The organism is Streptomyces sp. NPDC057617 (genome assembly GCF_042800555.1).
Lineage (GTDB): Bacteria > Actinomycetota > Actinomycetes > Streptomycetales > Streptomycetaceae > Streptomyces.
Map to the genome: position 1 here is coordinate 733746 of NZ_JBHVGV010000002.1, position 23680 is coordinate 757425.

Consider the following 23680-nt stretch of genomic DNA (forward strand, 5'->3'; position numbering starts at 1 on the left):
AGCACGGGCCGTCCCACCCTTACAGTGCGGTGGGACGGGCCTGTGGTTGCGGAAGGGTACGGAGTATCGCTCGCACCGCGTACGGAAAGAGCGCTCGCACCGCGTACGGAAAGAGCGGTCGCACCGCGTACGGAACGAGCGAGAGGCGGTACGGACAGTTGGTCCCTACCGCCTCGTCAAGCTCATCAATCGTCCCCTCGGGGTCACTTCAGTGCGAGGACGACCGTGTCGGAGGGGGAGGCCCAGACCGGGCGGGTCTCGGTGAAGCCGGACTCGCGCAGGGTGCGCATGTGCCACTCCGCGGAAGGTGTGTCGCCGTCGGCGTGTTCCCCGTAGATCGCGAACCGCTCGGCGGTCGGCGCGGCGAGGACGGGGTCCTTGGCCGCCAGGTCCCACCAGTCGGACCAGTCGAGGGCGCCCGCGGCCTTGGCGCGGTCCATGGCGGCGTGCCGGTGGGCGCGCTCGGCGGCGTTGATCCGGGGGGTGCCGGGGTCGGTCATGTGGTCGGCGTTCATCAGGACGCCGCCGTCCTTGACGAGCCCGGCGAGCTGCCCGTACAGCGTGGTCAGCGGTCCGACGGGCAGCCAGTGCAGCGCGGTGGCGGTGAGGACTGCGTCGTACGAACCGTACGGCAGCAGCCGTGTCCAGCCAGGGTCCGCGAGGTCCGCGGTCACGAAGCTCACGCGCCCGTCGCCGGCGAAGTAGCCGCGGGCGATGGCGAGAAGGGCGGGGTCGAGGTCGACGCCGGTACTGGTGGCGGCGGGGAACCGGCGGAGCAGCCGGTCCGTGATACTTCCCGTACCGCACGCGAGGTCGAGAACCCTCGGCTCGGGGCCCACCACCGCCTCGACCATGTCCAGCATCACCCGGAAGCGTTCCTCTCGGTCCGGCATGTACCACTCCTGCTGCCGGTCCCAGCTCTCCTGCCAGGCGCGCCAGTCGGTGCCGGCTGCCGTCTCGGTCATGACCCTCTCCTCCGTAACACGCGCACAGTCCGTGACACGCACGCGACCCGTAATACCCTAGTGGCATATATAGCCATTACACCGATGCCCAACCCGACCCTAGTGCCCCGGCCGGCCGTGGCACTAGACCCGTTTGTAAGGACTCTCAGTGGAACTGGCCTCTTACTCGGACTCCGCCGTACGCCTGGTCAACACCGAGGAGCCGGCCCGCGGCACGGACGCCCTGACCTCGGTCGAGGCCGTACGCGCCCTGTTCGGCGCCGGCTCCCAGGCGGCGGCGCGGCGCGCCACCGAGGCGGACATCACCCGCTTCCGCTCGGTACGGGCCCGGCTGCGCGCGGTCTTCACCGCCGCCGACGAGGGCGAGGCCACCCGGGCGGTGGATCTGCTCAACTCACTGCTGCTGGAGTTCCCGGTCAGCCCGCAGATCTCCGGCCATGACTACCTCGACGACGAGGGCCGGCCACGCTGGCACATGCACCTCGCGGACCACCCCTCCAACGCGACGGCGGGGTACGCGGCGACCGCCGCGATGGGCCTCGCGTTCCATCTCACGGAGTACGGGGTCGACCGGCTGGGCCTGTGCCAGGCGGCACCGTGCCGCAACGCCTATCTCGACACCTCCACCAACCGGTCGCGCCGCTACTGCTCCGACCGCTGCGCGACCCGCGCCAATGTCGCCGCCTACCGGGCCCGCAAACGCCTGGAGACCGAACGCTCGGGCAGCACCGGCCGTACCGCGCAGAGCAGCCAGGAGACCACCGCCCGCACCGACCGCTGACCGCCCAGCGGCCGGTACCTGGCCCTGACCCGGCCCAGCAGCAGCTCCTCGGGCACGGTGCCGAAGACCCGGCTGTCGCCCTCGGCCCCGGGATTGTCCCCGAGCACCCACCAGCCGCCGTCACGCCGCTCCGCCAGCCGCTTCACAATGAGCAGATCCTGCTGCAGCGGGTGTTTCAGCACCGCCACATCGCCCGCCCTGACGGGGGCGTCATAGTGCACGAGGAGCTGATCGCCGTGCTTGAGCGTCGGATACATGGACGGACCCATCACCTCGGCGATCCCCAGCCGCACCCTCGGCCGCACTTCCGGTTCCCGCCCGCGCTCCGCCATCCGGCACCTCCCGGTCCCACGGTACGTTCCGCCATCAGTACCGTATTTCACCCCGGACTTTTGTCCTAAGCCCAAGGGGGCCCCCGCGAAATCGGGCTTCTCACGGAGTAATGTCCCACCTGAGAAGACGATCACGAGGAAGGACAGCTCCATGCTTTCCCGCCTGTTCGCACCCAAGGTGAAGGTCAGCGCCCACTGCGACCTCCCGTGCGGTGTGTACGACCCTGCCCAGGCCCGCATCGAGGCCGAGTCGGTCAAGGCCGTCCAGGAAAAGATGCAGGGCAACGACGACGCCCACTTCCAGGCGCGCGCGACGGTCATCAAGGAGCAGCGCGCCGAGCTCGCGAAGCACCACGTCTCGGTGCTCTGGAGCGACTACTTCAAGCCCCCGCACTTCGAGAAGTACCCGGAGCTCCACCAGCTGGTCAACGACGCCCTGAAGGCGCTGTCGGCCGCGAAGGCCTCCAAGGACCCGGCGACGGGCCAGAAGGCCCTGGACTATATCGCCCAGATCGACAAGATCTTCTGGGAGACGAAGAAGGCTTGATCTTTGATCACGCCTTCTGATCTGCGGGTTTCCCTCGCAGTGTCTACTTGACCGCACCCGGCCCGCGGAACTTCCAAAAGAAGCCCCGCCGGACCGGGTGCGGTCATCTTTGCGGCGCCATGGGCGCGCCTGGAACCTGGTTCGGCGCTGTCTCAGCCGGCCACCAGCTTGTGCAGGAAATCGGCGCAGGCCGTGGTGTCGTGGTTGAGGATCACGGAGTGGTACGGCAGCGCGGCAAGGCGGTCGGCCACGGCGGCGCGGGCGTCGGTGCGGCCTCCGCCGTCGATGCCTCGGGCCAGGCCGAAGATGTCGGGGTAGCGGTCCTCGGTCTTCCCACTCATGAAATCGTGTTCGCCGAGCGTGCGGCCACCGCCTTCGGCGAGGCCCGGTACGGCGTCGGGCCGGACCCGGGGGAACAACAGGGTGGCGGCCTTCCCGCCGGTCGCCAACCGGACGTCGAACCAGTCCGGGAACTGGTCGGGGAAGACCTGCGCCTTCATTTCACGCTTTCCGTCCTCCTCCCACAACGGTTGCCTGCGGCCGGCGAGGAGCGCTTCGGTGACCTGCTGGTTCTGAGTGGGGTGCAGGCGTTCACCGGCCTTGAGACGCTCATGCGCCCGGTCGAACCAGCCGAGAGCGTCGAGCAGGCCCAGGCCGAGCGCGGCGGCGGAGGGCCAGGGCAGCACGTCGATTCCGTGTGCGGACGGTCGTACGAAGACGCGGTCGTTGGCCAGAAGCGACCACCCGCGTGAGGCGAGCAGAAGTGCCGTGGTGGTCTTGCCCGCGCCCTTGGAGCCGAAGGCCAGGACGGTTGCCCGGTCACCGGTGCGGACGACGGCGGAGGAGTGCAGAACGGCCCACCCACCGCGCAGGAGTTGGCCACGAATGCTTTCGCGCGCGAGCCTGGCCGCGGCGAGCGCGACGGGCTCGGCCCGGCACCCGGCGACGGTCAGCCGGCCGGTGGCCGGGTTGCAGCGGTACGCCAGCTCCGCACTGGGCGATACGGCGATCACATCATCGCCTTCGCGTGCGACGCGGGTGCGGGCCTTGGCGAAGACGACATCCTCGTAGTCACGGCCGTCGTCCACCAGCCCGGCCAGCTCTGCGTACGCGACAGGATCGACGTCGGCGCGTACGGCCGGTCCCGCACCGGGTTTCTGGGCGGGTGCGTCGGCGGCGTTCCACCAGGGGCCGAAGTAGCGGCGGGACCAGTCGGTGATGGCACGGGTGTTGCTCAGGACGGTCACGGTCGCGTCGGCGGTCTGGATGTGGGTGGCCGAGGTGGTGTTCACGCGGTCCTCTCATCGAATACGTCCGGGGATGGGGATGGGGGCAGGAACGCCGACAACGCCGTGTAGGCATCGCGAAGTCGGGCGGCGGTATCGGTGAACTGCCGCCGCTCGTCGGCGTCGAGATTCGGGAGGGACGGTATGGGCTCACCGGCCCGGAACCGGACAGGAATGCCCAGCCAACTGTCCTCGTACGCGACGGACAGTTCTTCGATCCCGTCGGTGAAGCCAAGGGCCTTGCGCAGGGTGGACAGCACCGCTCCCGCCGGTCCGGCACGAGTGCGGCCCACACCGGCGCTGATCAGTCCGGGCCTCGTCCGGAGTTCGTCGCGGATGAGTTGAAGGGGGACCGTTGTCGGCAGCCCGTCGACGGTCGTCGTCGAGGCGCACACCACGGCCCTGTCGCCGTGTTCGCCGATGACGTGGCCTCGTACCGAGTGGACGGGCACGTCGAGTGAACGGGCCAAGAGCAGCCGGTACCGGGCCGTATCGAGATTGGAGCCGATACCGAAGACCCGTCGGCAGCCGGACACTTCGGCGAAGAGCCTGGTCATCAGGTCGACCGGATTGGTCACCACCAGGACTGTGCCGTTGAAGCCACGCAGCGCACCGGCGACGGCTCGGACAACAGGTGCGTTGGCGCGCACGCCACCCATACGGACATCTGCCTGGCGCGTGTTGGTGAAAGGGGCGCGGACCGCGATGACCACGGCGGCGCCCTCCGCGAGGTCTTCGATGGCGCACGCCTGCGAGCGGACAGGAGATCCGGTGGCCTGGCGCATGTCGTCGAGATCGGTGGCAAGGGCGGTTGCCTGCCCGGCAGTACGCGAGACGAGCAGCAGTCGCTCAGGCAGTGCGGAAGTTATCAGAGAAGTTGCCACGGTCTGTCCGACCGCACCGGCGCCGACGATGCCGATCGCCACGGCGCGATCCGGACGCCTCATGACGCCGCCGCCGCCGCGGTAGCGGTCGCCGCTTCGCTCAATACGCGGTCCAGGGCAGCCGTTCCGTCCGTGGCACCGACCAGCAAGGCGCTGATCCGGTCGTTCATCCGGCTCAGAGTCACCGCTTGTTGGACGAGCGCCTCGCCCTGGCAGGGCAGCGGCAGCCCGACATCGGCGGACAGGTAGGTCGTCAGGATGTTGACCGTGTCCATCATCCACAAGATCAGGAACTCGTGCAGCCACATCGAGCGGTCCGGCCGGGACAACTGACGCAGCCGCTTTTCGACGAATGCCGCTATCCCGTCCAGCACGCGGAGTGATGTGTTCCGGGGTGGCTGACAGGCGGCCAGAAGCAGCACGGTACGGCTGACCAGCTTTGCCGCGTCCGCCTCGGGCCCGGTGGCTCGCAGGAGACCGGGATCGATGAACACCGGCTCACTGCCCGGCCCGTTGGGAAAGAACACGTGCTCCGGCTTGAGGTCCCCGTAAACCAGGGCCTTCCGCGTCGATGTGGTGGCGACTGCCCGTAATCGTCGTAAGCGCGCTACTACGTGTTCGGTGAGCTGAGTGATTTCTGGACGTTCGCGCTCCGTGCACCGTTCGACGCCGAGGCGATCGAGGTACAGGGCGCCGCTCAGGCCATTGAACTTCCGCCGGAAGGTATCCGCGATGCTGCGCTCGCCGATCACTCCGGCCGGATCGAATCCCCGTGAGACACGGGGATCATGTAGCCGGTGGAGTTCGCCGTATGCCGCCTCCAGCAGGTCGGGTGCCTCCTGCGGCCGTTCGATGAGAAGGTCTGCCAGGGGCGGCCCGGTCACTCGCTCGGTGAACAGCACCCCGCGGCGCAGCCCGGCGACCGCGCACACCTTAGGTCGTCCCAAGGCAGCCAGGAACCGGAGCTGCGCTGCCTCCCTGGTCAGCAAGGCCTCGGGACGAACTGTGTACGTCTGCTGAGTTTCCCGCACGATCGTCCAGTCACCGCCGGCGCCCTGTAGCAGTGACACCAATGAGACACCGAGGTACGAGTACTTGGCGCACAACTCCCGCCCGTCGACCCGCAGCGGGCGAACATAGCCGGTGACGCTGGGAACGTGAGCGCCAAGCGTCAGTTCAGCGCCGGGCCACAGCTCCGCGCCCGCACTCCGGATCTCCTGCTCCGCGAAGGCGAAGACTTGTTCCGGCTCGGGCAGACCGCCCGGTTCCGTCGCCGCCGTATTCATCGCGAGTGTCACAAATGCCTCCTTCGCGGCCGCCTGCCCTCGGGGAGACGCGCTCGTACCGTCTTGCCGATGTCTTGACGCGGGAACCACGAGAGGCTGGCGCCCGGTCCCCGTACGAGGAGAAGCCCCCGGCCTCCCCCGGCGTCCTCCGCATCGCCCCGCCGTAAAAGCGTGACCCCAGCCGCTGCTCGTCTCCATCCCCACATCACCATCGGCCTTTCCTCGGGGTTACGGCCATTGGGCCCCCACCCACACCGCGCTTTCCTCGGGTTCTCACCGGCCCCCGTAACTCACCCGGCGCATGGGCATGTTGAAGGAGCGAGCGGTCTACCGTCGGCATCAGTGACGTGCGATCAGGCCTGAGGGGGTGCGATGCGGAAGACGCTTTTCCGGCTTCTCGTCGACGAGAAGGAATGGAAGGATCCGGGGGCGTTCGTCCATCAGTTCAGTAAGGCCGCGGAGAAATTGGCCGAGGCCGAGAACGCCCCCGCCCTGCGTACCTGTACGCCTGCCGCCAGCACCTTCGAGGCCTGGTATTACGGGCAGCGCACCCCCAACCGGGACGCCCGCCGTGTCCTGGTCAGCATGTTCGGACACAGCATTGAGCGCCTCTGGGGCGATGCCGATGCCGCGCCGCCGAGCACGTCACCCGCCACCGACTGCGCCGTACCGCACACGGTCCTGCACGAGATGAGAAGGGGTGCCGAGATGGCAGCACGCCGCGCACGTGAATTCGCCCTGGGAGCCGAACGGGGACAACTCGGTGAAGAGACGTTGGGTTTCCTCCGGGACGAGGTGAAACGGATCGCCGCGACCTATCAGCGCGTTCCCTTGTCCAGCATCTTCGGAGATCTCGTCCGCGCCCAGGAAGACGCGTTCCGGCTGATCGAGGGCGGCAGGCACCGGCCCACGCAGTTGCGGCAGCTCCAGATCATGGCCACTCTGCTCTCCTGGTTCATGGCGAAAGCCAGTCACGACATGGGCGACCCGCACACGGCGATGATGCAGGCCCGCACTGCGGGCGTCTGCGCTCATCAGGCCGAACATCCCGGCCTGATGGCACTCGTCGACGGCCTCAAGTCACTGATCAGCTACTGGACCGGCCAGGCGGACGACGCCATCTTCTACGCCCGCAAGGGTGCCGCCGAACACCCCGAGCTGCGAGGTTCGGTAGCGGTGTGGCTGCTCAGCCTGGAAGCCCGCGCGGCAGCCCTGCTCGGCGACGCGGAGACAACACGGAGCGCCAATCGGCGAGCCGAGGAATCGCGCGGACACATCGTCCCCGACGACCTCGACCAGTTGGGCGGACTTCTCACCTTCCCTGAGCCCAAGCAGCTCTACTACACGGCTGAAACCCATGTGCTGCTCGGCCAAGGAGACGGCGAGACCGCCGAACAGGCCCAGAAGGCGGCAGCGGCCTTCTCCGACCGCTCGGCTGATCACTGGGCCTTCGGCGACGAGGCCGGCGCTCTGTGCAACCTCTCCCTGGTACGCCTGTACGGCGGCGACCTGGATGGCACGGCCGACGCCCTCCGCCCCGTACTCGACCTGCCGACCGATCAGCGCAACCGAGGCATCGTCGTCTCCGCACAGCGCGTACAGACCGCGCTCACCCGCGGAGCCGTCCGTACAGCGGTCGTCGCCAAGGAGCTGCGGGAAGAGATCGCTCAGTTCTCTCTCAGCAGGCTCGCTCTCCCGCGCTGAACCGCGTGGGTAGAGTCCCGGCCATGTATCCGGTCAGCCGCCGCAGTGAACGTCTCGAAGTCCGGGAACTCCGGGTCGACGACACCGACGACGTGTTCGCGATCTACGGCGACGAACGGGCCACCGAACATCTCTCCTTCGACCCGCGCACCCGCGACGAGGTGGCCCGGATCGTCGCGCGTTCCATGGCTTCCGCCACTGCCGATCCTCGCGAGGAGTACGCCCTCGGGGTCGTTGAGCAAGGGGCTGGGCGGTTGGTCGGGTTCGGGCGGCTTGCGCTCGATCCGCATCAGACCCGCGGCGCCACCATGGGCTTCGCCCTGTGCCCCGATGCCTGGGGCAGCGGCTACGGCACCGAAACCGTACGACTCCTGCTCGCCGTCGGCTTTGCCGACCTCGGCCTCCACCGCGTATGGGGAGCCCGCTCCCCCGTCAACGAGGCGTCCGCGCGGACCATGCGGGCGGCCGGGATGGTCGAAGAGGGGCGCATCCGTGAGCACATCACGAAGGGCGGTCAATGGCGTGACTCCATCGTCCACGCCATCCTCGACCGGGAATGGACCGCACGCGGCTGACCCCGCCCCAAATCCCCCGGGCCGGTGGTCCGTGAGCCGGCGGCTACTTCGCCCGGTGTCTGCGAGCGGACAGCCAGTGGAGGGAGGCCTGGCCGAGGCTGGTCATCATGTTGATCAGGTGGGGGTCCGTGGTGGGGGTGGCTGAGGAGGCCGCGGTCAGGAGGAAGCCTGCCTGGGCCGAGATGAGGACGTCGAGGGCTTCGGGGGCGACGTCGGTCAGGAGGGGGTGGCGGGAGGCGTAGGGTTCCGGGTCGATTCCGCTGAGGGCCACGCTGCCGAGGAGCATCACCAGGTCGGCGTGGCGGGGGCCGGGCCAGGCGTGGGGCCAGTCCACTACGACGACGCGGTCGGCGGTGAGGAGGATGTTGAACGGGTAGAGGTCGCCGTGCGTCAGGGTCTCTCCGGCGGTCGCCTCAGCCAGTCGGTCCTCCAGCGCCAGATGCAGGTCCAGATCAGCGGCGGCGCCTGGGGCGAGGGTTGACAGTCTCGCCAGGGCCCGGGGGTTGTCCACCAGGCGGGTCCAGCCGCCCAGCCGTGGGGCGCGTTGCGCCGCGTCGATGGTGGGCGCCGGGGTCAGGGTGTCCGCCAGGCCGGTGAGGGCGTCCAGTACGCGTTCCAGTTCGGGTTCGCGCCAGGGCTGGGCCGGAAGCGTGCCCTCGATGTCCTCGAAGACCAGCGCCACCCACGTACCGTCGTCGAACGACCCCAGCAGTCGGGGTGCGGGCACCCCCGGCGGCAGGGCGCCCGCCACCGCGATCTCGCGGCGGTGGAACTCCCCGACGGCCGGAGCGGCCGCCGAGTCGACGGCCTTGGCGAACGCCCTGCGCCCGTCGGACAGTTGCAGCCGGACCGCGAGGCCGTCGGAGAAACCGCCCTGCTGGCTGGTGGCCACGGCCACCGTGCCGCCGAGCACCCGCTCGATCCCGGCCGCCACCGGCCGGGGCAGGGCGTCCCACGTGATGCGCCTGCTGCCCGTGTGGGAGGGCAGGGGCACCGGTGTACCCCAGGGCTCGGCCGGCATGGACGGGTCCTTTTTCGCTGTGCTCATCAGGCTCCAGGCAAACGCAGGACCGCGGAGATATGGGCCGCGGCCGTGGACAAGTGGCGGCGGGCGTCCGCCAGTTGGGAGGGGGTGACGCCGTTGTCGCGGGCCGCGTCGCGGATGTCGTCGCGGAAGCGGTCCAGCAGGCGTTCCAGATCGCGGGCCGGGTCGCCCGTCTCCGGGGTGTCCGCCGCCCAGACGGGGTCCGGCGCCGGCGCCGAGGGCTCGTACACGTGCTCGGCCGGGGACCCGGGCTCGGCGGACTCGTGCCCGGCCGACCCGCGCCCCACCGTACCGTGCTCCGCCGCCCCGGACCCAGCCGCGCCGGCCCCCGTCGTCCCGGGCCCTGCCGTACCACGCGCCTTCGTCCCGGATCCCGTCTTACCGGCCCCCGCAGCGCCGGCCCCTGCCGTGCCACTCTCCTTCGTCCCGGGCCCCGCTCCCGCGCCCGGCTCCGCAGGCCACGGCTTCGTCCCCCGGGCCAGGCCGCTGAGCTGGCCGGCCAGTTCCGACAGGCCCTCCCGTACGCCCGTCGGCCAGTCGCCGCGCAGGAAGTGGTCCTGGACCTGCTCCTGGACCTGCTTCGCGATGCGCTGCATCTCCTCGCGCGCCGACTCCTGCGCCTCCTTCGCCTGGCGGCGCGCCTGCTGCGCGTCCTCGCGGGCCCGACGGGACTCGTCCTTCGCGCGCCTGGCCTGCTCCTTCCACTCCTGCTTCGCGCGCTTCAGCTCCTCCTTCGCCGCGCGCCAGGACTCGCTGTCCGTGAACGCCGCGTCCCAGTCCTGCCGCGCCCCTCCCGTACGGCTCTCCGAGGCCGCCGCGCGCATCTCGCTGCGCAACTGGCCCGCCGCGCCCCGGACGTCGTCGCGGATCTCCGCGGCCAGTTCGGAGACCGACTCGCGGATCTCCAGCTCCAGATCGGCCAGTTCGCCGCTGCGCCCGGCCAGTTCGGCGCGGCCCGCGTCGGTGATCGAGTAGACCTTGCGGCCGCCCTCGGTGGCATGGGTGACCAGGCCCTCGGCCTCCAGCTTGGCCAGCCGCGGGTAGACGGTGCCGGCGGACGGCGCGTACAGGCCCTGGAAGCGCTCCTCCAGCAGCCGGATCACCTCATAGCCGTGGCGCGGTGCCTCGTCGAGGAGCTTGAGCAGATAGAGCCGGAGCCGCCCATGGGCGAAGACCGGGGGCATGTCAGAACTCCTTCGCGTCGGTCGGGCCGGCAGTCGCATTGGTCGGGGCGGCAGTCGTGTCGGCCGCAGCGGCAGTCGCGTCGGCCGGGGCGGCCTTGACCGGGACCGCGCCGTGCGGGACCGCGTCGGCCGGTGCGCCGCCCGCCGGTCCCTGCCCGTCCGCAGGCCCGTAGGCAGGCCCGTCCCCAGGCCCGTGCTCATGCCCATGACCGTGCCCATGATCTACAGGCGGCCTTCTCAGCAGCGCGATCGACCCCGACACCGTTGTCGCCTTGAGCGTGCCCGTGCCCGCCCCCAGCGTGCCGGTGATCCGCTTCGCCCCCCACTGCCCGCCGACCCGCAGGTCCTCGAACGCGTTGGACACGGCCCCGCTCGCCGTGTTCGCCTCGACCCGCGCGTCCGCCGGGTGCGGCAGCCGGATCGCGACCGCGCCGGAGACCGAGGTCAGCTTGATGTCCGTGGGCCGGTCGCCCGGATCGAGGTCGACGACCATGTCGCCGCTGACCGAGTCCGCCCGTACGGAGGACCCCGCGCCCTCGATCACCGTCAGATCGCCCGAGACCGAGTTGAACCGGAGATCGCCGGTGACGGCCTGCGCCTCCAGACTGCCGGAGACCGTCTCCGTGCGGACCGTGCCCGACAGCCCGACCAGCGTGGTGTCGCCACTGACCCCGCGGACGTCCGTACGCCCCCGGACGCCGGAGACCATGGCCCCCGCGCCGACCACCCCGACCTCGACCGCCGCGCCCGCCGGCACGGCGAGCGAGACCACCGCGCTGCGCTTGCCGCCCCTGCGGTCGAGCCACTGGAGGAAGCCCTTCCACGGCAGGTCCTCATAGGCCACGGTGAGAGTGGAGCCGCTCCGGGTCACGGTCAGCGGCGGTCCTTCGATACGGGAGACCTCCAGCCGGGCGCCGCCGTGTCCGCCCGGCGCGGCCTCGTCCGTACCGACGACATTGACCGTTCCGTTGACGATACGGACGTTGAGCGCCGTCACCGGGTCGTCGAAGGTGAGCTTCGTCGGCTCAGTGACCCTCCATGTCGACTCTGCCATGGTGCTGACCTCCCAGGGGCCTGCGGACCTGACTTGACGCAACATATCGCGTCTCTTGAAGAACACGATATATCGCGGTTACGGGAAGTCAAGGCCGGGTGGCCGAACCCGGGGGAGCCCCGGGGTGGCTCCCACTGGACATGGCGCTCAAATCGGGGCGAAGTGCCCTAGCGTAAGGGGCATGAACGCTACTTCCGTGGGGGCACTGCTGCTGTGCCGGGCCGAGCCGGCGGTGGTACGGCCCGCCGCCCACCTCCTGCGCGAACGGCTGCTGCTCGCCCCGGCGGGCCCCGGCTGGAGCGTGCTGGTGCCCGAGGGCAAGCCCTGGCGGGACGGCGGCGAACCGGTGGACCGCGTCGTCACAGGCTGGGCCACCGCGCTGGCCGTCGGCGCCAACTGGCCGGTCCTCGCGCTGTGGTGGGACGCGGGCCGCGCCGGCTACACCCTCGCGGCCGGCTTCCGGCGCACGGTCGGCTACACCTGGCTGGCGGACGGCACCCCGGCCGGGGAGGACGAGGCGATGCGTACGTTCGCGGCCCGCCTCGGCCTCGATCCCGTACTGGACCTCCCGGCCCTGGAGCCGCTGACCCGCGAGGACCCGGCCGCCGACTCCCGCGACCGGCTGCTCGCCCTCGCCGCGTACCTCAGCCGCGCCGGGGTGGTGCTCCCGGTGGGACTCGCCCCGGGTGAACCGGCCGACCGGCTGCGCGAGGTGGCGCGCGTCCAGCCGGGCGCCGAGCAGGTGGAGTGGGCGGGCTGGCGGGACACCGTACGGGCCGGGCTGACGGCGGTCGAGGACGGACCGCTCGGGCCCTGGCTGTGCGGCCCCCGGGCCCGGCTGGCCGGTACGGGCCAGCTCGCCGCGGGCGTTCCGCTCACGCTCTGGGCGGTGCGCCGCCGCAGCGCGGGCTGGGCCTTCGCCGGCGGGCTGCTGATCGCGCAGGGGGTGCTGGCGCTCAGCTACGACCGGCTGCGCGCCGGGCCCGGCCGGAGGTCTATCCGCCCCCGGCAGGGTCGTCGTCATCATCGTCCAGCCGCGCCAGCCATGTCGCCAGCCGCTCGACCGGGACCTCGAAGTCGGGGTTGAGGTCGACGAACGTACGGAGCTGCTCGGCCAGCCACTCGAAGGTGACTTCCTCGTCGCCGCGCCGCTTCTCCAGTTCCTCGATCCCGCGGTCGGTGAAGTACATGTGGCACAGCCTAATGCTTGCGCACGGCCCGCCTCGTGCCTGGTGGGAGGCGGTGCCCGTACCGTACGAGCGTCCTGAGCCGGGTTCCGGAGGCGTCCGGAACCGCCCGGGGGCGAATCGCCGTCCTTTCCCAACACCTCGCTTCGGCTCTCTACTGCCGTTAACCTGCGGGGAATTGGGGGAAACGGGGGCAGCATGGACGACGGAGAGGTCCGTACGGGAGACGTCCGCATCACACGCGTCGAGATGCCCGACGGCACGCCCGTCTGGGCCAGGATCTCGGGCGCCGGGGAGCTGGAGCGCCCCACCGGGGGACTGACCTACGCGGACACCGGATTCGGCGAGCGGGTCCAGGCACGGGTGGAGAGCCTGCACAGCGTGGTGACCAGCGTCGCGCGCTCGCTGGCGGGGCCGCTGCGGGCGGTACGTCCCGACGAGGTCAGCGTCGAATTCGGCATCGAACTGACCGCCAAGTCCGGCAAGGTCGTCGGACTGCTGGCGGACGGCGAGGCCAAGGGGACCATCAAGGTCACCCTCACCTGGAACGACGGCGGCCCGCCCGCCGATCTGGCGGACCCGCCGCAGGTGCCCGCGCAGGCCGCGGGGCCCTCCGGCACAGCCGTACCGGGGAACACCACGGCCCCGCCCGGCTCGCCTGCCGTGCCGCCGGGCCGGCCTTCCGTACCACCACCGCCCACCGCCCCGCCGGCGCCCGCGGTCCCGCCGGGCGCACCGGCGCCCGGGGGCGCACCGCCGGGCGCACCGGCGCACTCCGGCGGGCCCACGCCTCCGGCCGGGAGCGGACCATGATCGACGGGTTCGGCCGGGGTGTGCCGGGCGCCTCGGACGACACCCGGCGTGCGCTCATGGACCTCGTCATGGCGGCGACCGTGCGCATCCATGGCCCGGCGTACGGGTATGCCCCTGAGGGACCGGGTGACGGCTTCCTGGGGAGCGGCTTCTTCATCGCCCCGAGCTGGGTTCTCACGTGCGCGCACGTGGCGATGGGGGGAGAGGGGCGGGACGTGACGGTGGTCTACGAACTCGGCCCCGGCAGCGGCGAGACCTCGGTGAAGGGCTCCGTGGTCGCGGCGCTCCCCGAGCCCCCGCGGGGCGCGGCGGGCGCGGCACCGTTCGGCCCGGCGGGCGGCTGGCCCGCCCCGGATCTCGCGCTCGTCCGGCTCCGCAGGCCCGTCGAGCACGCCTGTGTGTATGTCACCGAGCGGCCCGCGGCCTTCTTCGGCGGCGGCCAGGTCGTCTACTCGGGCTGGACGGAGGTGGGCGGCCGGCTCAAGCGGCTGTACGGACAGTGCTCGGTGCAGGGCACGGTCGGCGGCTGGGCCGACCCGGACGAGCAGATGCGGCTCGGCGGGGACGTCCTGCCGCCGGGGGTGTCGGGCGGGCCCACCGTCGATCTGACCCGCGGCGAAGTGGTCGGGGTGCTCAAGTCGCAGCTCGTGGGCGGGATGGGCGGCACCTCCATCGGTATCGAGCGGCTGCGGCTCCTGCCGGTGCCGCCCGAGATGGCCGCCTCCGAGTCCGACGACGACTACCAGGCCGTCTTCCACGCGCATGACCGCTACCACGCGGACCGGCACACCAACGGCGTGGGTACGGGCCGCACATGGGCGGATGTGCAGAGCGGGCTCGGCGCGGGCGCCGACCGCGCGCTCAGCCCCCAGCAGCGCGTGATGCTGCTCGGCAGACTCGCCGAACTGCCGCCGCCCGTCTCCACGCACAGCCTGCTCGATCTGCTCGGGCGGCTGCCGGGTGTGCACTCCGTCGACCGCTATCCGGCGCCCCGGAGCTGGCGGGACGGGCTCGGCGCGCTGTACGAGAACAGGGGCGGGGAGGCCGCCCTCGAACTCGTGCTGCGCTACTGCATGAGCGTCATCGCCGCCGAGCGCCCCTATGTCACCCCCTCCACCGCGGTGGCCGAGGAGACCCTGTGGAACTGGGTGAAGTGGATCGCGGAGGAGCGGCTCCCCCGGGACTTCCGCAATGAGATCACCCGGCTGCGGGCCGCTGCCCGGCACCGTACGGACCGTGCGCAGCGCCGCGCCTGGCCCGCGTACGGGGAGCGGCGGGTGGACGGCGAAGGGCCCTTCGTCCTGCTGGAGCTGGAGCCGCGCGGCTGGGAGCGGGACAGTTACGACTGGCGCATCGGTGTCGCCCGGCACACCGGCGAGGTGCTGCCGGTACGGGAGGACAGCAGGGGCACCCCGGGCCAGGAGCTGCCTGCCAGGCTCGCCGCCCCGCTGACCGAGGCGTTCCGCCGGTGCGACGAACCGGACAACCCCGCCGTGCTCCAAGTCGCCGTCGTCCAGGCGCTGCTGGGGCTCGACGTCGACCGCTGGCAGCTCTCGCCCGGCGGGCCGCCGCTGGGCACCGTACGCCCGGTGGTGGTGCGCCCCTCGGACCGTGAGCCGCCGTACTCCGAGGACGAGGCCCGGGAGCGGAGAGCGCGCTGGAACCGGACGTGGAGCGTGGCGATGCGGGCCGAGATCCTCGACTGCGAGGACGGTCTGCGGGTACCCGTACCGACGGAGGAGGACCTGCGGGCGCTGGCGTACGAAGCGGTGCCCGTGCTCTGCCGGTTCGGCGACCGGCCCGACGCGGAGACCGCGGCCGGGCTGACCCGGATGGCGCTCGGCGGCTTCCATCTCGCGCTGCTGCGGCGGGGCGCGGACCGGCCGGACCCGGTCTGCGCCGACTTCCACCGGCGCGCCGCCGACACGCTCGCCGGGGCGGGTACGGCCGGTCAACTGCCGCGCACGGTCCAGGAGCTGAGGCGCGGCGTGCGCGAGGGCCGCACGGAAATGTACTGGTCGGACGGGGTGGCGCTGTACTACGACGACCCGCACCACCCGCTGCCGGGCTCGGGGCAGTTGCTGGAGGCGCCATGACCGGCACCGTGACGAAGAGGATGACGCGATGACTGAACCCGGTGAGTGGCTCATCTACCGAGGGGCGGGCGAACCGCACGGAGGGATCACCCAGCTCCCTCCGCCGCCGCCCTGGCGGGACTTCGCGGGCCGTGACGCCTCCTCCGACGGCTCGGCCGACCGGCGCCTCGGCGGCTACCGGCACGAGGCGGAGCTGCACCGGCCGGGTGCCGAGGAGCTGGAGATGATCAACGCGGCGCTGTATCTGAGGCGTCCGCTGCTGGTCACCGGAAGCCCGGGCGCGGGCAAGAGCACCCTGGCCCACTCCGTCGCGCACGAACTGGGGCTGGGCCGGGTGCTGCGCTGGCCCATCGTCAGCCGGTCCACGCTGCTGGAGGGGCTGTACCACTACGACGCCATCGCCCGGCTCCAGGATGTGCAGATCGCCGCGCACCGGGCCGCGGCCGATGCTGCCGCGGAGGGCGGGGAGCCCCAGGATCCGTCCGCCGACATCGGCAGCTATATCCGCCTCGGGCCCCTCGGCACCGCCCTGCTCCCCTCCGAGCAGCCCCGTGTCCTGCTCATCGACGAGCTGGACAAGAGCGACATCGATCTGCCGAACGATCTCCTCAATGTGCTGGAGGAGGGCGAGTTCGGCATACCGGAGCTGGAGCGCATCGCCGACCGGCTGCCCGACGGCGAGGCGGAGGTGCTCACCGACGACGGTACGAAGGTGAAGGTCAAGGGCGGCCGGGTGCAGTGCCGTGCCTTCCCCTTCGTGGTGCTGACCAGCAACGGAGAGCGTGATTTCCCGGCGCCCCTGATGCGCCGCTGTATCCATCTGGAGCTGGGCCGCCCCGACCACCAGCGGCTCGCCACCTTCGTACGGGCGCATCTCGGCGACGAGGCGGCCCGTGCCGGCGACGATCTGATCGCCCACTTCCTGGAGCGCTCGCGCAGTGAGCTGATCTCCACCGACCAGCTCCTGAACGCGATCTATCTGACCGACACCGCCGCGCCCGCGGGCCGCGACCGGCTCGCCGATCTGCTCATCCAGCGACTCGACCGGCCGAGGTGATGCGCTGATGCCCGATGTCACGGCACCTCACGGCACGGACAGTGAGCCGGAGCCGGGACCCGGGCACGCCCAGGAGGGGCCTGCCCCGGAGCCCGGTGCTCAGGGGCGGCCCGCTCCCGGGCCGGGCGCTCACGCTCCGGGTGAGCAGTCGCCTCCGTACGACGGCGCTCTGCTCACCGCGCTTGTCGCCCGGCTGCGCGAGGCCGGGCTCGATCCGGACGCCGAGCAGCTCTGCGACGCCATCTGGCTTGCCCAGCAGACCAGTTCGGGCCACCCGGGCGGCCCGCCCGCCGGCGGAACGGTCCGTACCGGCACGGAGCGGACCGGGCCCGCACCCGTACCCGTCACGCCCGCCAACGCCAACGGCGCGGCCCGTGAAGGCGGTTCGGACGACGAGGAATCCCGCCCGGCGGGCCCCCGGGACCACGACCCACGGATCGCGCTCCACCCCGAACCCCGCCACGGCGGCCCCCGTGTCAGTTCGGGCCCCGGCCGGGGCTCCGCCGCGCTCACCCTCGGTGTGCCCGCCGCCCCCGCGCTCCCCGCACCGCTAGAACTCCAGCGCGCGCTCCGCCCGCTTCAGCGGTACCGTCCGGCCGCGCCTCCGGTACGCCGTACCCTCGATGAGGTGGCGACCGTCGAACTCAGCGCCCGCGCGGGCGGGCTGATCATCCCCGTGTTCCGCGGGGTGTCCCGCGCTGACGCGCTTCTCCAGCTCGTCATGGACGCCTCGTCGTCGATGCGGGTGTGGGAGCGGCTGTTCGGCGAACTCCAGCAGATCTTCGGGCAGTTGGGCGCCTTCCGGGATGTCCAGGTGCGCTATCTGCACCAGGGGCCTGACGGAGCGCCCGCCGTCAGCAGGAGCCCCGACCCGGCCGCCGCGCCCCTCAGCTCCGCCGACCGGCTCAGCGACCCCACGGGCCGCCGGGTCACCGTGGTCGTCAGCGACTGCGCGGGACCGCTCTGGCACAGCGGGCGCGCCCACCGGCTGCTGCACCAGCTCGGCCGCCAGGCCCCCACCGCCGTCATCCAGCCGCTGCCGCAGCGCATGTGGAACCGGACCAGGCTGCCCGTCACCTACGGAGTGCTCTCCCGGGGCGAAGGGCTCGCGGGCGCCGCCGTCCTGAGAGTCTCCGACGAGACGGCCGCGGGACCCGCGGCGCATCCGGGCGCGCTCGCCATTCCCGTACTGCCGCCGGTCGCGGGCGCGCTCGGAGCCTGGGCCCGGCTGCTGTCGGGCACCGGCGCGGGCCGGATCTCCGGTGCCGTCGGCTGGGTGCGTGCCGGCCACCGCGCGGCGCCCGTGCCGCGCCCCGGCGACCGGATGTCCTCGCTCCAGCTCGTCAGCCGGTTCCGCTCGGCCGCCTCCCCGGTCGCCGGCCAGCTCGCCGTCTATCTCGCCGCGGCCCCGCTCTATCTGCCGGTGATGCAGCTCGTACAGCGCACGATGCTGCCCGACTCGGGCCCCTCGGAACTCGCCGAGGTGCTGCTCAGCGGGCTGCTCTCGCGCAGCAAGAGCGACGGCGCCGACGACGGGCCGTGGTACGAGTTCGCCCCCGGGGTGCAGGAGGCGCTGCTCGGGCCGCTGGGGCGGGACGAGGCGCTGCTCGTACTGAAACACTGCTCCGAGTACATAGAGCAGCGGTTCGGCAGGGGCGGGCCCAACTTCCCGGCCCTGGCGCTCGCACAGCTCGGCGACGGCCGCCACGGGCCGCTCTTCCCGCGCGGCAGCCTGGACGACGACGCGGCCTTCGGGGCGGACGGCGCGTTCGGGGCGGACGGCGCCGACAACGGTGACGGCGGGGATCCCGGCGGCCGGGGACAGCGGGTCCCGCATCCCTTCGCCGAGGTCGCCGCCCGGGTGCTGGAACGGTTCATGCCGCTGCCCGAGCAGTTCACCGACCCTGACCCGGACGGCCCGGGAACCGGCGACCCGACCACCAACGCGGCGGTCGAGAGCGCCCGGGTGCTGCTGCGCCAGTTCGAGTCCGACGGCATGGTCCAGTATCTGATCGACGCCGTCCAGCAGCTCCGCGCGGCCACCGAGCGCGAGGCGCCGGGGGCCGCCGACCCGGAGCTGTGGGCCGAGTTCGCGCGCGGGCTGCTGCGGCTGTGGGAGGTCCAGGGCGGTGGCGAACTGCTGCGCGAGGCGGTACGGGCCGCCGAGCGGGCCGTCGCCCATCCCCGGGCCGTCCGCGAACGGGCCGTACTGGCACAGGTGTTGCACGCCGCCGCCGAGGACCGGCGCCGGCGCGGCGACCGGCCGGGCGCGCTGGAGCTGCTGCGCCGCGCCGACCGCGAGTACACCGTCGCCTGCGCGGCACCCGGACTGGAGCCCGCCGAGGCGCTGCGGCTCACCCTGGAGCGGGTGCGCGCCCTGGAGACACAGTGGCGCCTCGGCGGCGACAGCGCGCTGCTCCAGGGCGCGATCGGCATGCTGGAGGCCTTCGCCGACGTCTGGCCCGACCAGGAGAACCGTCCCGCCGGGCTGCCCCTCGCCCACGGCCGCACCCTGCTGCGGCTGTCCGGCGCGACCGGCGACACCGAACAGGCCCAGGTGTACGCGACCCAGGCCGCGCGCTCGCTGCGCAAGGCCCTCGCGCCGGGCACCGGACAGCACACCGTCTCCACCCAGGCCAGGATCCTGCTCGACCTGGTCGACGCGCTGCTGCGGTCGGGCGAGGGACTGGAGGAGGCCGCCACGCTGGTCGACCAGTCGCTCGCGACCGTACGGGACGAGCGGCTGCTCGCCTCGCTCCGGGCCCGCGCCGGCCGGGTGCGCGTCGCACGGTACGAACGCTCCGGCGACCCCGCCGACCTCGAAGAGGCCGCCGAGTGCTTCTCCCGCGCGGCCCGCGGCACCGCCCGCGACTCCAGGGCCCATGCCGATCTGCTCGCCGAATGGGGCGCCACCCTGCTGCGCCGCGCCGAACTGCCCGACGGAGCGCCGTACACGGGCGCCGCGGTACGGGTGCTGCGCGACTGCCGTACGGAAACGGTCACCGGCACCGCGCGCCAGGCCGAACGGCTGCTGATGCTGGGCCGGGCGCTGATGCTGCGCCACCGGATCAACGACGACCGCGTCGATCTGCGCGAGGCCGAGCACCTCTTCGGCCTCGCGGCCCAGGAGGCGGGCGATCCGCTGACCGAGGCCCGCTGCTGGCTGGAGCTGGGGCGCTCCCATCTCGACGCGTACGAGACCCTGCGCCGGCCCGCCCGGCTCGACGACGCGGCCGAGGCGTTCCGTGACGCGGCCGACGCGGCCAGGGTCGCCGAAACAGAGCTGGAAAGTCTCCGACAACGGCTGGAAGCGGTCGGATTGCGTGCTGAAGCGAACCACTGGCGGGGTATGACATACGAGAGGGCGGGCCGGCCCCGGGCCGCGCGCGAGGCGTACCGGGCGGCCCGTACGGAATGGCGCAAGCTGCCGGACGGCGGTGGTGAGACGGCCGGTTCGACCATGGAGCGACTGGCCGAGCTGGAGCGCTGAGAGCGCTCCCGGACACGGCAACGGGGAGAAGAGATGAGCGAGTCGGCACACGGCGCGGCGGCGGAAGTCTCCACGGGCGGCGGCGAGCTGCCCGATCTGCTGGCACTGGACCTGGCGGAGCTGCGGACCCTGGACCACCCGGTGCTCGCCGAGGTGGTGGCGGATCTGCGGGACAGGTCGGAACAGCCGCGCGAGATGCTCTGGGGATTCAACAACGCCTTCTGACAAGGGCGTTCAACACGATTTCGATCCGGGACACCGTTGAACCGGTCAACCTCGGCCGACACGGGTTTGCTTCCCCGGCCATCCAGGGAACCAGGCCTTCGGCCAGGCGACTTCGGCTGTCCCGGACAGGCGGGCGAGGCTGCCCGGACGCCGTACATCATGGGGGTTACGGACGTGGCTCGACGGGGGAGTCCGCGCGGAGCGGCGTACCCGCATGCCGGGACGCAGCTCGCGACCGTGCCCTTCGGGCAGTTCATCGTCAAGGTGCACGGGCGGTGCAATCTCGCGTGCCGCTACTGCTATCTGTACGAGGGCCCCGACCGGACCTGGCGCGGCCGGCCCGCGGCCGCCGCGCCGGAGGTCCTCGACCGCGCCGCCACCCGTATCGCCGAGCACGCCGGCGCACACGGGCTGACCGCTCTCTCGCTCGTACTGCACGGCGGTGAGCCGCTGCTCGTGGGCGCCGCCCGGCTGGCCGCCTTCGCCGGTCTCGTACGGGAACGGGCCGGCCGGGAGCGTACGGTCCACGCCACCGTGCAGACCAACGCGACCCTGCTCACCGAGCGCCGGATCGCCACCCTCGCCCGTCACTCGATACGTGTCGGTGTGAGCCTCGACGGCGGCCGGCCCGAACACAACACACTCCGCACCGACCACGCGGGACGCCCCTCCTGGCCCGCCGCCGCGCGCGGGGTGCGGCTGCTCGCGGAGCACCACCCCGAGGCGTACGCGGGGATCCTGACCGTCGTCGATCCGCGCACCGAGCCGGTCGAGCTGTACGAATCACTGCTGGAACTGCGCCCGCCCGCAGTCGACTTGCTCCTGCCGCACGGCAACTGGACGGCACCGCCGCCCGGTCTGCCGGTCGCGGATCCGCCCCACCGAGGTCCTGCCGCCGACCGGCCGACTCCGTACGGCGATTGGCTCAGCACGGTTTTCGACCGCTGGTGGTCGGCGGGCCGCAGGGAGACCCGGATCCGGCTCTTCGAGGAGTGTCTCGCGCTGCTGCTGGGGCTGCCCGCCGCGACCGAGTCGCTCGGGCTGGATCCGCTGAACGCGGTGGTGGTCGAGACCGACGGGTCCATCGAGCAGGTCGACTCGCTCAAGTCCGCGTACGACGGCGCCGCCGCCACCGGCCTCGACATCTTCCGGCACTCCTTCGACGACGCCCTGACCCACCCGGGCGTGGCCGCCCGCCAGTCGGGCGCGTCGACGCTGTCCCCGGCCTGCCGCACCTGCCCGCTGCTCTCCGTCTGCGGCGGCGGCAACTATGCCCACCGCTACCGCGAGGGCGACGGCTTCACGCACCCGTCGGTCTACTGCGCGGACCTGGCCCGGCTGATCCGCCATGTGGCGAAGAGACTCACGGAGGCGACGGCGCCGGGCGCGGCCCGGCCGGGGTCGGCCCAGTCCGATGGGCCCTGGTCCGGTACGGCCGGGACCGGCGCGGCCTGGCCGCAAGCCGGACGGGCCGGCACGGCTCGGACCGATGGGCCCTGGTCCGATGGGGCCCGGTCCGATGGGGCTCGGGCCGGGGCCGGCGCGGTCCAGCCGGGGGTGGCCCAGTCCGATGGGCCCTGGTCCGGTACGGCCGGGACCGGTACGGCCCGGCCGGAAGCCGGCCGGGCCGGCCATGGCGCCGAGCGCCCGGGCGTGACCCGGCCCCCGGAGGCCCCGGCGGCCACCGGCCTCAGCGGTGTCGCGGCGATCGGCGGAGGCGTCCGGTGAGCGGCATACCCGAGGCCGCGCTGCGGGAGATCGGGCGCACCGAAGGCGGGGCCGAGGCGCTCGGGCTGCTGGTACGGGACCAGCACACCCGGCGGCTCGTCCTGCTGCGGGCCCTGCTCGACGCCGCCGAGGCCGCCCCCGCCGCCCTCTGTCCGCCCGCCGCGCTCCACCGGCTGCGCCAGGACTGGGCGTTGCTGGAGGCGGCCGAGCGTACCGACCGGGCCGCCGTGCGGACCGTGCTGCTCTATCCGCTCGCGGGGCCCTGGGCGCAGCGCTGTCTGCGCGGGCTCACCGGCTCCGCCCCCGCCCCCGAACTCCCCGCCGATCTCGACCACTTCAGCGCGCTCGCCGCGGCAGCCGCGATCCGCGCCGGGCTGCCCTTCACCACCCGGCTGACCGCCCACGACGGGCTGCTCGCCCTGCCCACCCTGGGCGCTCTCCGCACCGAGCCCGGCCCGCCTTCGCCCGTCGACGCCGAACTGGCCGACGGCCGCGTGACACTCCGTCCCGGTGGCGACGCGAAAAGCGCCCCGCCCGTCACCGTACGGCTCACCGACACCGGCGCCCGCTCCGGCGACCCGCGCTGGCTGCCCGTACTGACACTGCCCGCCGTACGGCCCGGAGCCGCGCCCGTACCGCTGGACGACACCGATCCGTACCGCACCGCGGGCACCCGGCTCGAACGGTTCGGGCTGTCCGCCGTCACCAGCCTCGACGACACGCACCGCGAGGCCTGGGCGCGGTCCTGGGCGCGGACGGAGCCGCTGCTGAGGATCGGCGGCCCGCACCGTTCCGAGGAGACCGCCGCCCTGCTGCACTGCCTGGTCCCGCTCTCGCCGCCGCCTGGCTCCGCGCCCTCCGGCGACGGCGCGGCCCAGTGCAGCGGCACCCGCCGCGAGGCCTTCGGCGCGGTCCTCACCAGCCGCCCTGCCACTCCCGCCTACTTCGCGTCGACCCTGGTGCACGAGCTCCAGCACACCAAGCTCGCCGCCCTCGCGGCCATCGCCCCCCTCCACCACGAGGACGCCGCGCCACGGCACTTCGCCCCCTGGCGCTCCGACCCGCGCCCCTTCGACGGGCTGCTCCAGGGCGCGTTCTCACATATCGCGCTCGCCGACTTCTGGCAGCGTTACGCCCTCGGCGCGGACCGGCTCGCCGCCCGCGACCAGGCATGGGCCGAGCACGCGCGCTGCCGCGAACAGGTCGGCGCGGTCCTGCCCGTACTGGCCGCCTCGGGGGCGCTCACACGCGAAGGACGGATCCTCGTCAACGAAATGATCATCGTGTACCACCGGCTCTCCGCGGATCCTCCGCCGCCCGGACATCTCGCCCGCGCCGCGTCCTACGTACGGACGGCCCGGATGATCTGGCGCCAGCGGAACGGAAGCCAAAGGAACGGAACGTGATGCGGCACGCCCCAGGATGGAAACCAGGGGCAGCG

Annotated in this window: 20 protein-coding genes and 1 pseudogene; 12 read left to right on the top strand and 9 right to left on the bottom strand. The window is 72.4% G+C overall.

Annotation, left to right across the window (positions count from 1 at the left end):
- Positions 1-203: 203 nt before the first annotated feature.
- Positions 204-965 carry a class I SAM-dependent methyltransferase gene (locus ACFU9P_RS08855; RefSeq protein WP_384078339.1) on the bottom strand — a complete coding sequence of 254 codons (762 nt, stop codon included), beginning with the start codon at positions 963-965 and terminating at the stop codon, positions 204-206.
- A 148-nt stretch (positions 966-1113) separates the two neighbouring features.
- On the opposite strand from ACFU9P_RS08855, the gene ACFU9P_RS08860 reads away from it, so the two are divergent.
- Positions 1114-1746 carry a CGNR zinc finger domain-containing protein gene (locus ACFU9P_RS08860; RefSeq protein WP_376381835.1) on the top strand — a complete coding sequence of 211 codons (633 nt, stop codon included), beginning with the start codon at positions 1114-1116 and terminating at the stop codon, positions 1744-1746.
- On the opposite strand, the gene sodX is transcribed toward ACFU9P_RS08860, so the two are convergent.
- Positions 1650-2078, bottom strand: a complete 429-nt coding sequence (gene sodX, locus ACFU9P_RS08865) for a nickel-type superoxide dismutase maturation protease (protein WP_376381837.1) — start codon at positions 2076-2078, stop codon at positions 1650-1652. The two genes, ACFU9P_RS08860 and sodX, sit on opposite strands and share 97 nt — an antisense overlap.
- Positions 2079-2229: 151 nt before the next feature.
- Here sodX and sodN point away from each other — a divergent pair, with 151 nt between their 5' ends.
- Positions 2230-2625, top strand: a complete 396-nt coding sequence (gene sodN, locus ACFU9P_RS08870) for a superoxide dismutase, Ni (RefSeq protein ID WP_046500988.1) — start codon at positions 2230-2232, stop codon at positions 2623-2625.
- A gap of 152 nt (positions 2626-2777) precedes the next feature.
- On the opposite strand, the gene ACFU9P_RS08875 is transcribed toward sodN, so the two are convergent.
- The 3 genes from ACFU9P_RS08875 to ACFU9P_RS08885 are packed head-to-tail and all read right to left on the bottom strand — an operon-like array spanning position 2778 to position 6093.
- Complete coding sequence (locus tag ACFU9P_RS08875; RefSeq protein ID WP_384078340.1) at positions 2778-3917, bottom strand: hypothetical protein; 1140 nt, start codon at positions 3915-3917, stop codon at positions 2778-2780.
- Entirely contained in the window at positions 3914-4858 is a 945-nt protein-coding gene (locus ACFU9P_RS08880) for an NAD(P)-binding domain-containing protein (protein ID WP_384078341.1), read from the bottom strand. Before ACFU9P_RS08880 ends, ACFU9P_RS08875 begins: the two co-directional genes overlap by 4 nt.
- Positions 4855-6093: a phosphotransferase gene (locus ACFU9P_RS08885; protein WP_384078342.1), complete on the bottom strand. Its 1239-nt coding sequence runs from the start codon at positions 6091-6093 to the stop codon at positions 4855-4857. Before ACFU9P_RS08885 ends, ACFU9P_RS08880 begins: the two co-directional genes overlap by 4 nt.
- A gap of 360 nt (positions 6094-6453) precedes the next feature.
- Between ACFU9P_RS08885 and ACFU9P_RS08890 the strand changes: the two genes are divergently transcribed.
- Together ACFU9P_RS08890 and ACFU9P_RS08895 are read left to right on the top strand one after the other, a co-directional pair.
- Positions 6454-7785, top strand: coding sequence for a hypothetical protein (locus tag ACFU9P_RS08890; protein ID WP_384078343.1), 1332 nt, complete (start codon positions 6454-6456; stop codon positions 7783-7785).
- Positions 7786-7808: 23 nt separating this feature from the next.
- Positions 7809-8360, top strand: coding sequence for a GNAT family N-acetyltransferase (locus ACFU9P_RS08895; protein WP_376381846.1), 552 nt, complete (start codon positions 7809-7811; stop codon positions 8358-8360).
- A 43-nt stretch (positions 8361-8403) separates the two neighbouring features.
- Here ACFU9P_RS08895 and ACFU9P_RS08900 read toward each other — a convergent pair whose 3' ends face one another.
- Genes ACFU9P_RS08900 through ACFU9P_RS08910 form a run of 3 tightly spaced genes read right to left on the bottom strand, consistent with a single transcriptional unit; the run spans position 8404 to position 11643 of the window.
- Entirely contained in the window at positions 8404-9408 is a 1005-nt protein-coding gene (locus tag ACFU9P_RS08900; protein WP_384078344.1) for a phosphotransferase family protein, read from the bottom strand.
- Positions 9408-10589, bottom strand: coding sequence for a helix-turn-helix transcriptional regulator (locus ACFU9P_RS08905; RefSeq protein ID WP_384078345.1), 1182 nt, complete (start codon positions 10587-10589; stop codon positions 9408-9410). The genes ACFU9P_RS08900 and ACFU9P_RS08905 overlap by 1 nt, the downstream gene beginning before the upstream one ends.
- 1 nt (position 10590) lies before the next feature.
- Positions 10591-11643, bottom strand: coding sequence for a DUF4097 domain-containing protein (locus tag ACFU9P_RS08910; RefSeq protein WP_384078346.1), 1053 nt, complete (start codon positions 11641-11643; stop codon positions 10591-10593).
- Between the two features lie 181 nt (positions 11644-11824).
- Here ACFU9P_RS08910 and ACFU9P_RS08915 point away from each other — a divergent pair, with 181 nt between their 5' ends.
- On the top strand, positions 11825-12730 hold the full coding sequence (locus tag ACFU9P_RS08915) for a hypothetical protein (protein WP_384078347.1): 906 nt from the start codon (positions 11825-11827) through the stop codon (positions 12728-12730).
- On the opposite strand, the gene ACFU9P_RS08920 is transcribed toward ACFU9P_RS08915, so the two are convergent.
- Complete coding sequence (locus ACFU9P_RS08920) at positions 12639-12833, bottom strand: DUF6104 family protein (protein WP_376381856.1); 195 nt, start codon at positions 12831-12833, stop codon at positions 12639-12641. The two genes, ACFU9P_RS08915 and ACFU9P_RS08920, sit on opposite strands and share 92 nt — an antisense overlap.
- A 195-nt stretch (positions 12834-13028) precedes the next feature.
- Here ACFU9P_RS08920 and ACFU9P_RS08925 point away from each other — a divergent pair, with 195 nt between their 5' ends.
- The 7 genes and pseudogenes from ACFU9P_RS08925 to ACFU9P_RS08955 all read left to right on the top strand — a co-directional run bounded on the left by ACFU9P_RS08925 (position 13029) and on the right by ACFU9P_RS08955 (position 23645).
- Positions 13029-13643, top strand: a complete 615-nt coding sequence (locus ACFU9P_RS08925; protein ID WP_384078348.1) for a CU044_2847 family protein — start codon at positions 13029-13031, stop codon at positions 13641-13643.
- Positions 13640-15739, top strand: a complete 2100-nt coding sequence (locus tag ACFU9P_RS08930) for a trypsin-like peptidase domain-containing protein (protein WP_384078349.1) — start codon at positions 13640-13642, stop codon at positions 15737-15739. The genes ACFU9P_RS08925 and ACFU9P_RS08930 overlap by 4 nt, the downstream gene beginning before the upstream one ends.
- 28 nt (positions 15740-15767) lie before the next feature.
- Positions 15768-16796, top strand: coding sequence for an AAA family ATPase (locus ACFU9P_RS08935; RefSeq protein ID WP_376381862.1), 1029 nt, complete (start codon positions 15768-15770; stop codon positions 16794-16796).
- 7 nt (positions 16797-16803) lie between these two features.
- The gene (locus ACFU9P_RS08940; protein ID WP_384078350.1) at positions 16804-20286 is read left to right on the top strand and encodes an SAV_2336 N-terminal domain-related protein; all 3483 of its coding nucleotides are present in this window, start codon (positions 16804-16806) and stop codon (positions 20284-20286) included.
- Between the two features lie 33 nt (positions 20287-20319).
- Positions 20320-20511 (top strand): FxSxx-COOH cyclophane-containing RiPP peptide, encoded by a 192-nt coding sequence (fxsA, locus tag ACFU9P_RS08945; protein WP_046507860.1) that lies wholly within the window; start codon positions 20320-20322, stop codon positions 20509-20511.
- Between the two features lie 237 nt (positions 20512-20748).
- Positions 20749-21891, top strand: a pseudogene (locus ACFU9P_RS08950) (FxsB family cyclophane-forming radical SAM/SPASM peptide maturase); the annotation flags it as partial.
- Between the two features lie 344 nt (positions 21892-22235).
- Positions 22236-23645 (top strand): aKG-HExxH-type peptide beta-hydroxylase, encoded by a 1410-nt coding sequence (locus tag ACFU9P_RS08955; protein ID WP_384078351.1) that lies wholly within the window; start codon positions 22236-22238, stop codon positions 23643-23645.
- Positions 23646-23680 lie beyond the last annotated feature (35 nt).

What these genes read in the sequence shown, in the direction of transcription:
- ACFU9P_RS08880 (WP_384078341.1), bottom strand. Translation starts at nt 4,858, where the DNA reads ATGAGGCGTCCGGATCGCGCCGTGGCGATCGGCATCGTCGGCGCCGGT.
- ACFU9P_RS08940 (WP_384078350.1), top strand. Translation starts at nt 16,804, where the DNA reads ATGCCCGATGTCACGGCACCTCACGGCACGGACAGTGAGCCGGAGCCG.
- ACFU9P_RS08925 (WP_384078348.1), top strand. Translation starts at nt 13,029, where the DNA reads ATGGACGACGGAGAGGTCCGTACGGGAGACGTCCGCATCACACGCGTC.
- ACFU9P_RS08910 (WP_384078346.1), bottom strand. Translation starts at nt 11,643, where the DNA reads ATGGCAGAGTCGACATGGAGGGTCACTGAGCCGACGAAGCTCACCTTC.
- ACFU9P_RS08930 (WP_384078349.1), top strand. Translation starts at nt 13,640, where the DNA reads ATGATCGACGGGTTCGGCCGGGGTGTGCCGGGCGCCTCGGACGACACC.
- ACFU9P_RS08920 (WP_376381856.1), bottom strand. Translation starts at nt 12,833, where the DNA reads ATGTACTTCACCGACCGCGGGATCGAGGAACTGGAGAAGCGGCGCGGC.
- ACFU9P_RS08915 (WP_384078347.1), top strand. Translation starts at nt 11,825, where the DNA reads ATGAACGCTACTTCCGTGGGGGCACTGCTGCTGTGCCGGGCCGAGCCG.
- ACFU9P_RS08890 (WP_384078343.1), top strand. Translation starts at nt 6,454, where the DNA reads ATGCGGAAGACGCTTTTCCGGCTTCTCGTCGACGAGAAGGAATGGAAG.
- ACFU9P_RS08855 (WP_384078339.1), bottom strand. Translation starts at nt 965, where the DNA reads ATGACCGAGACGGCAGCCGGCACCGACTGGCGCGCCTGGCAGGAGAGC.
- sodN (WP_046500988.1), top strand. Translation starts at nt 2,230, where the DNA reads ATGCTTTCCCGCCTGTTCGCACCCAAGGTGAAGGTCAGCGCCCACTGC.
- ACFU9P_RS08900 (WP_384078344.1), bottom strand. Translation starts at nt 9,408, where the DNA reads ATGAGCACAGCGAAAAAGGACCCGTCCATGCCGGCCGAGCCCTGGGGT.
- ACFU9P_RS08935 (WP_376381862.1), top strand. Translation starts at nt 15,768, where the DNA reads ATGACTGAACCCGGTGAGTGGCTCATCTACCGAGGGGCGGGCGAACCG.
- ACFU9P_RS08905 (WP_384078345.1), bottom strand. Translation starts at nt 10,589, where the DNA reads ATGCCCCCGGTCTTCGCCCATGGGCGGCTCCGGCTCTATCTGCTCAAG.
- fxsA (WP_046507860.1), top strand. Translation starts at nt 20,320, where the DNA reads ATGAGCGAGTCGGCACACGGCGCGGCGGCGGAAGTCTCCACGGGCGGC.
- ACFU9P_RS08895 (WP_376381846.1), top strand. Translation starts at nt 7,809, where the DNA reads ATGTATCCGGTCAGCCGCCGCAGTGAACGTCTCGAAGTCCGGGAACTC.
- sodX (WP_376381837.1), bottom strand. Translation starts at nt 2,078, where the DNA reads ATGGCGGAGCGCGGGCGGGAACCGGAAGTGCGGCCGAGGGTGCGGCTG.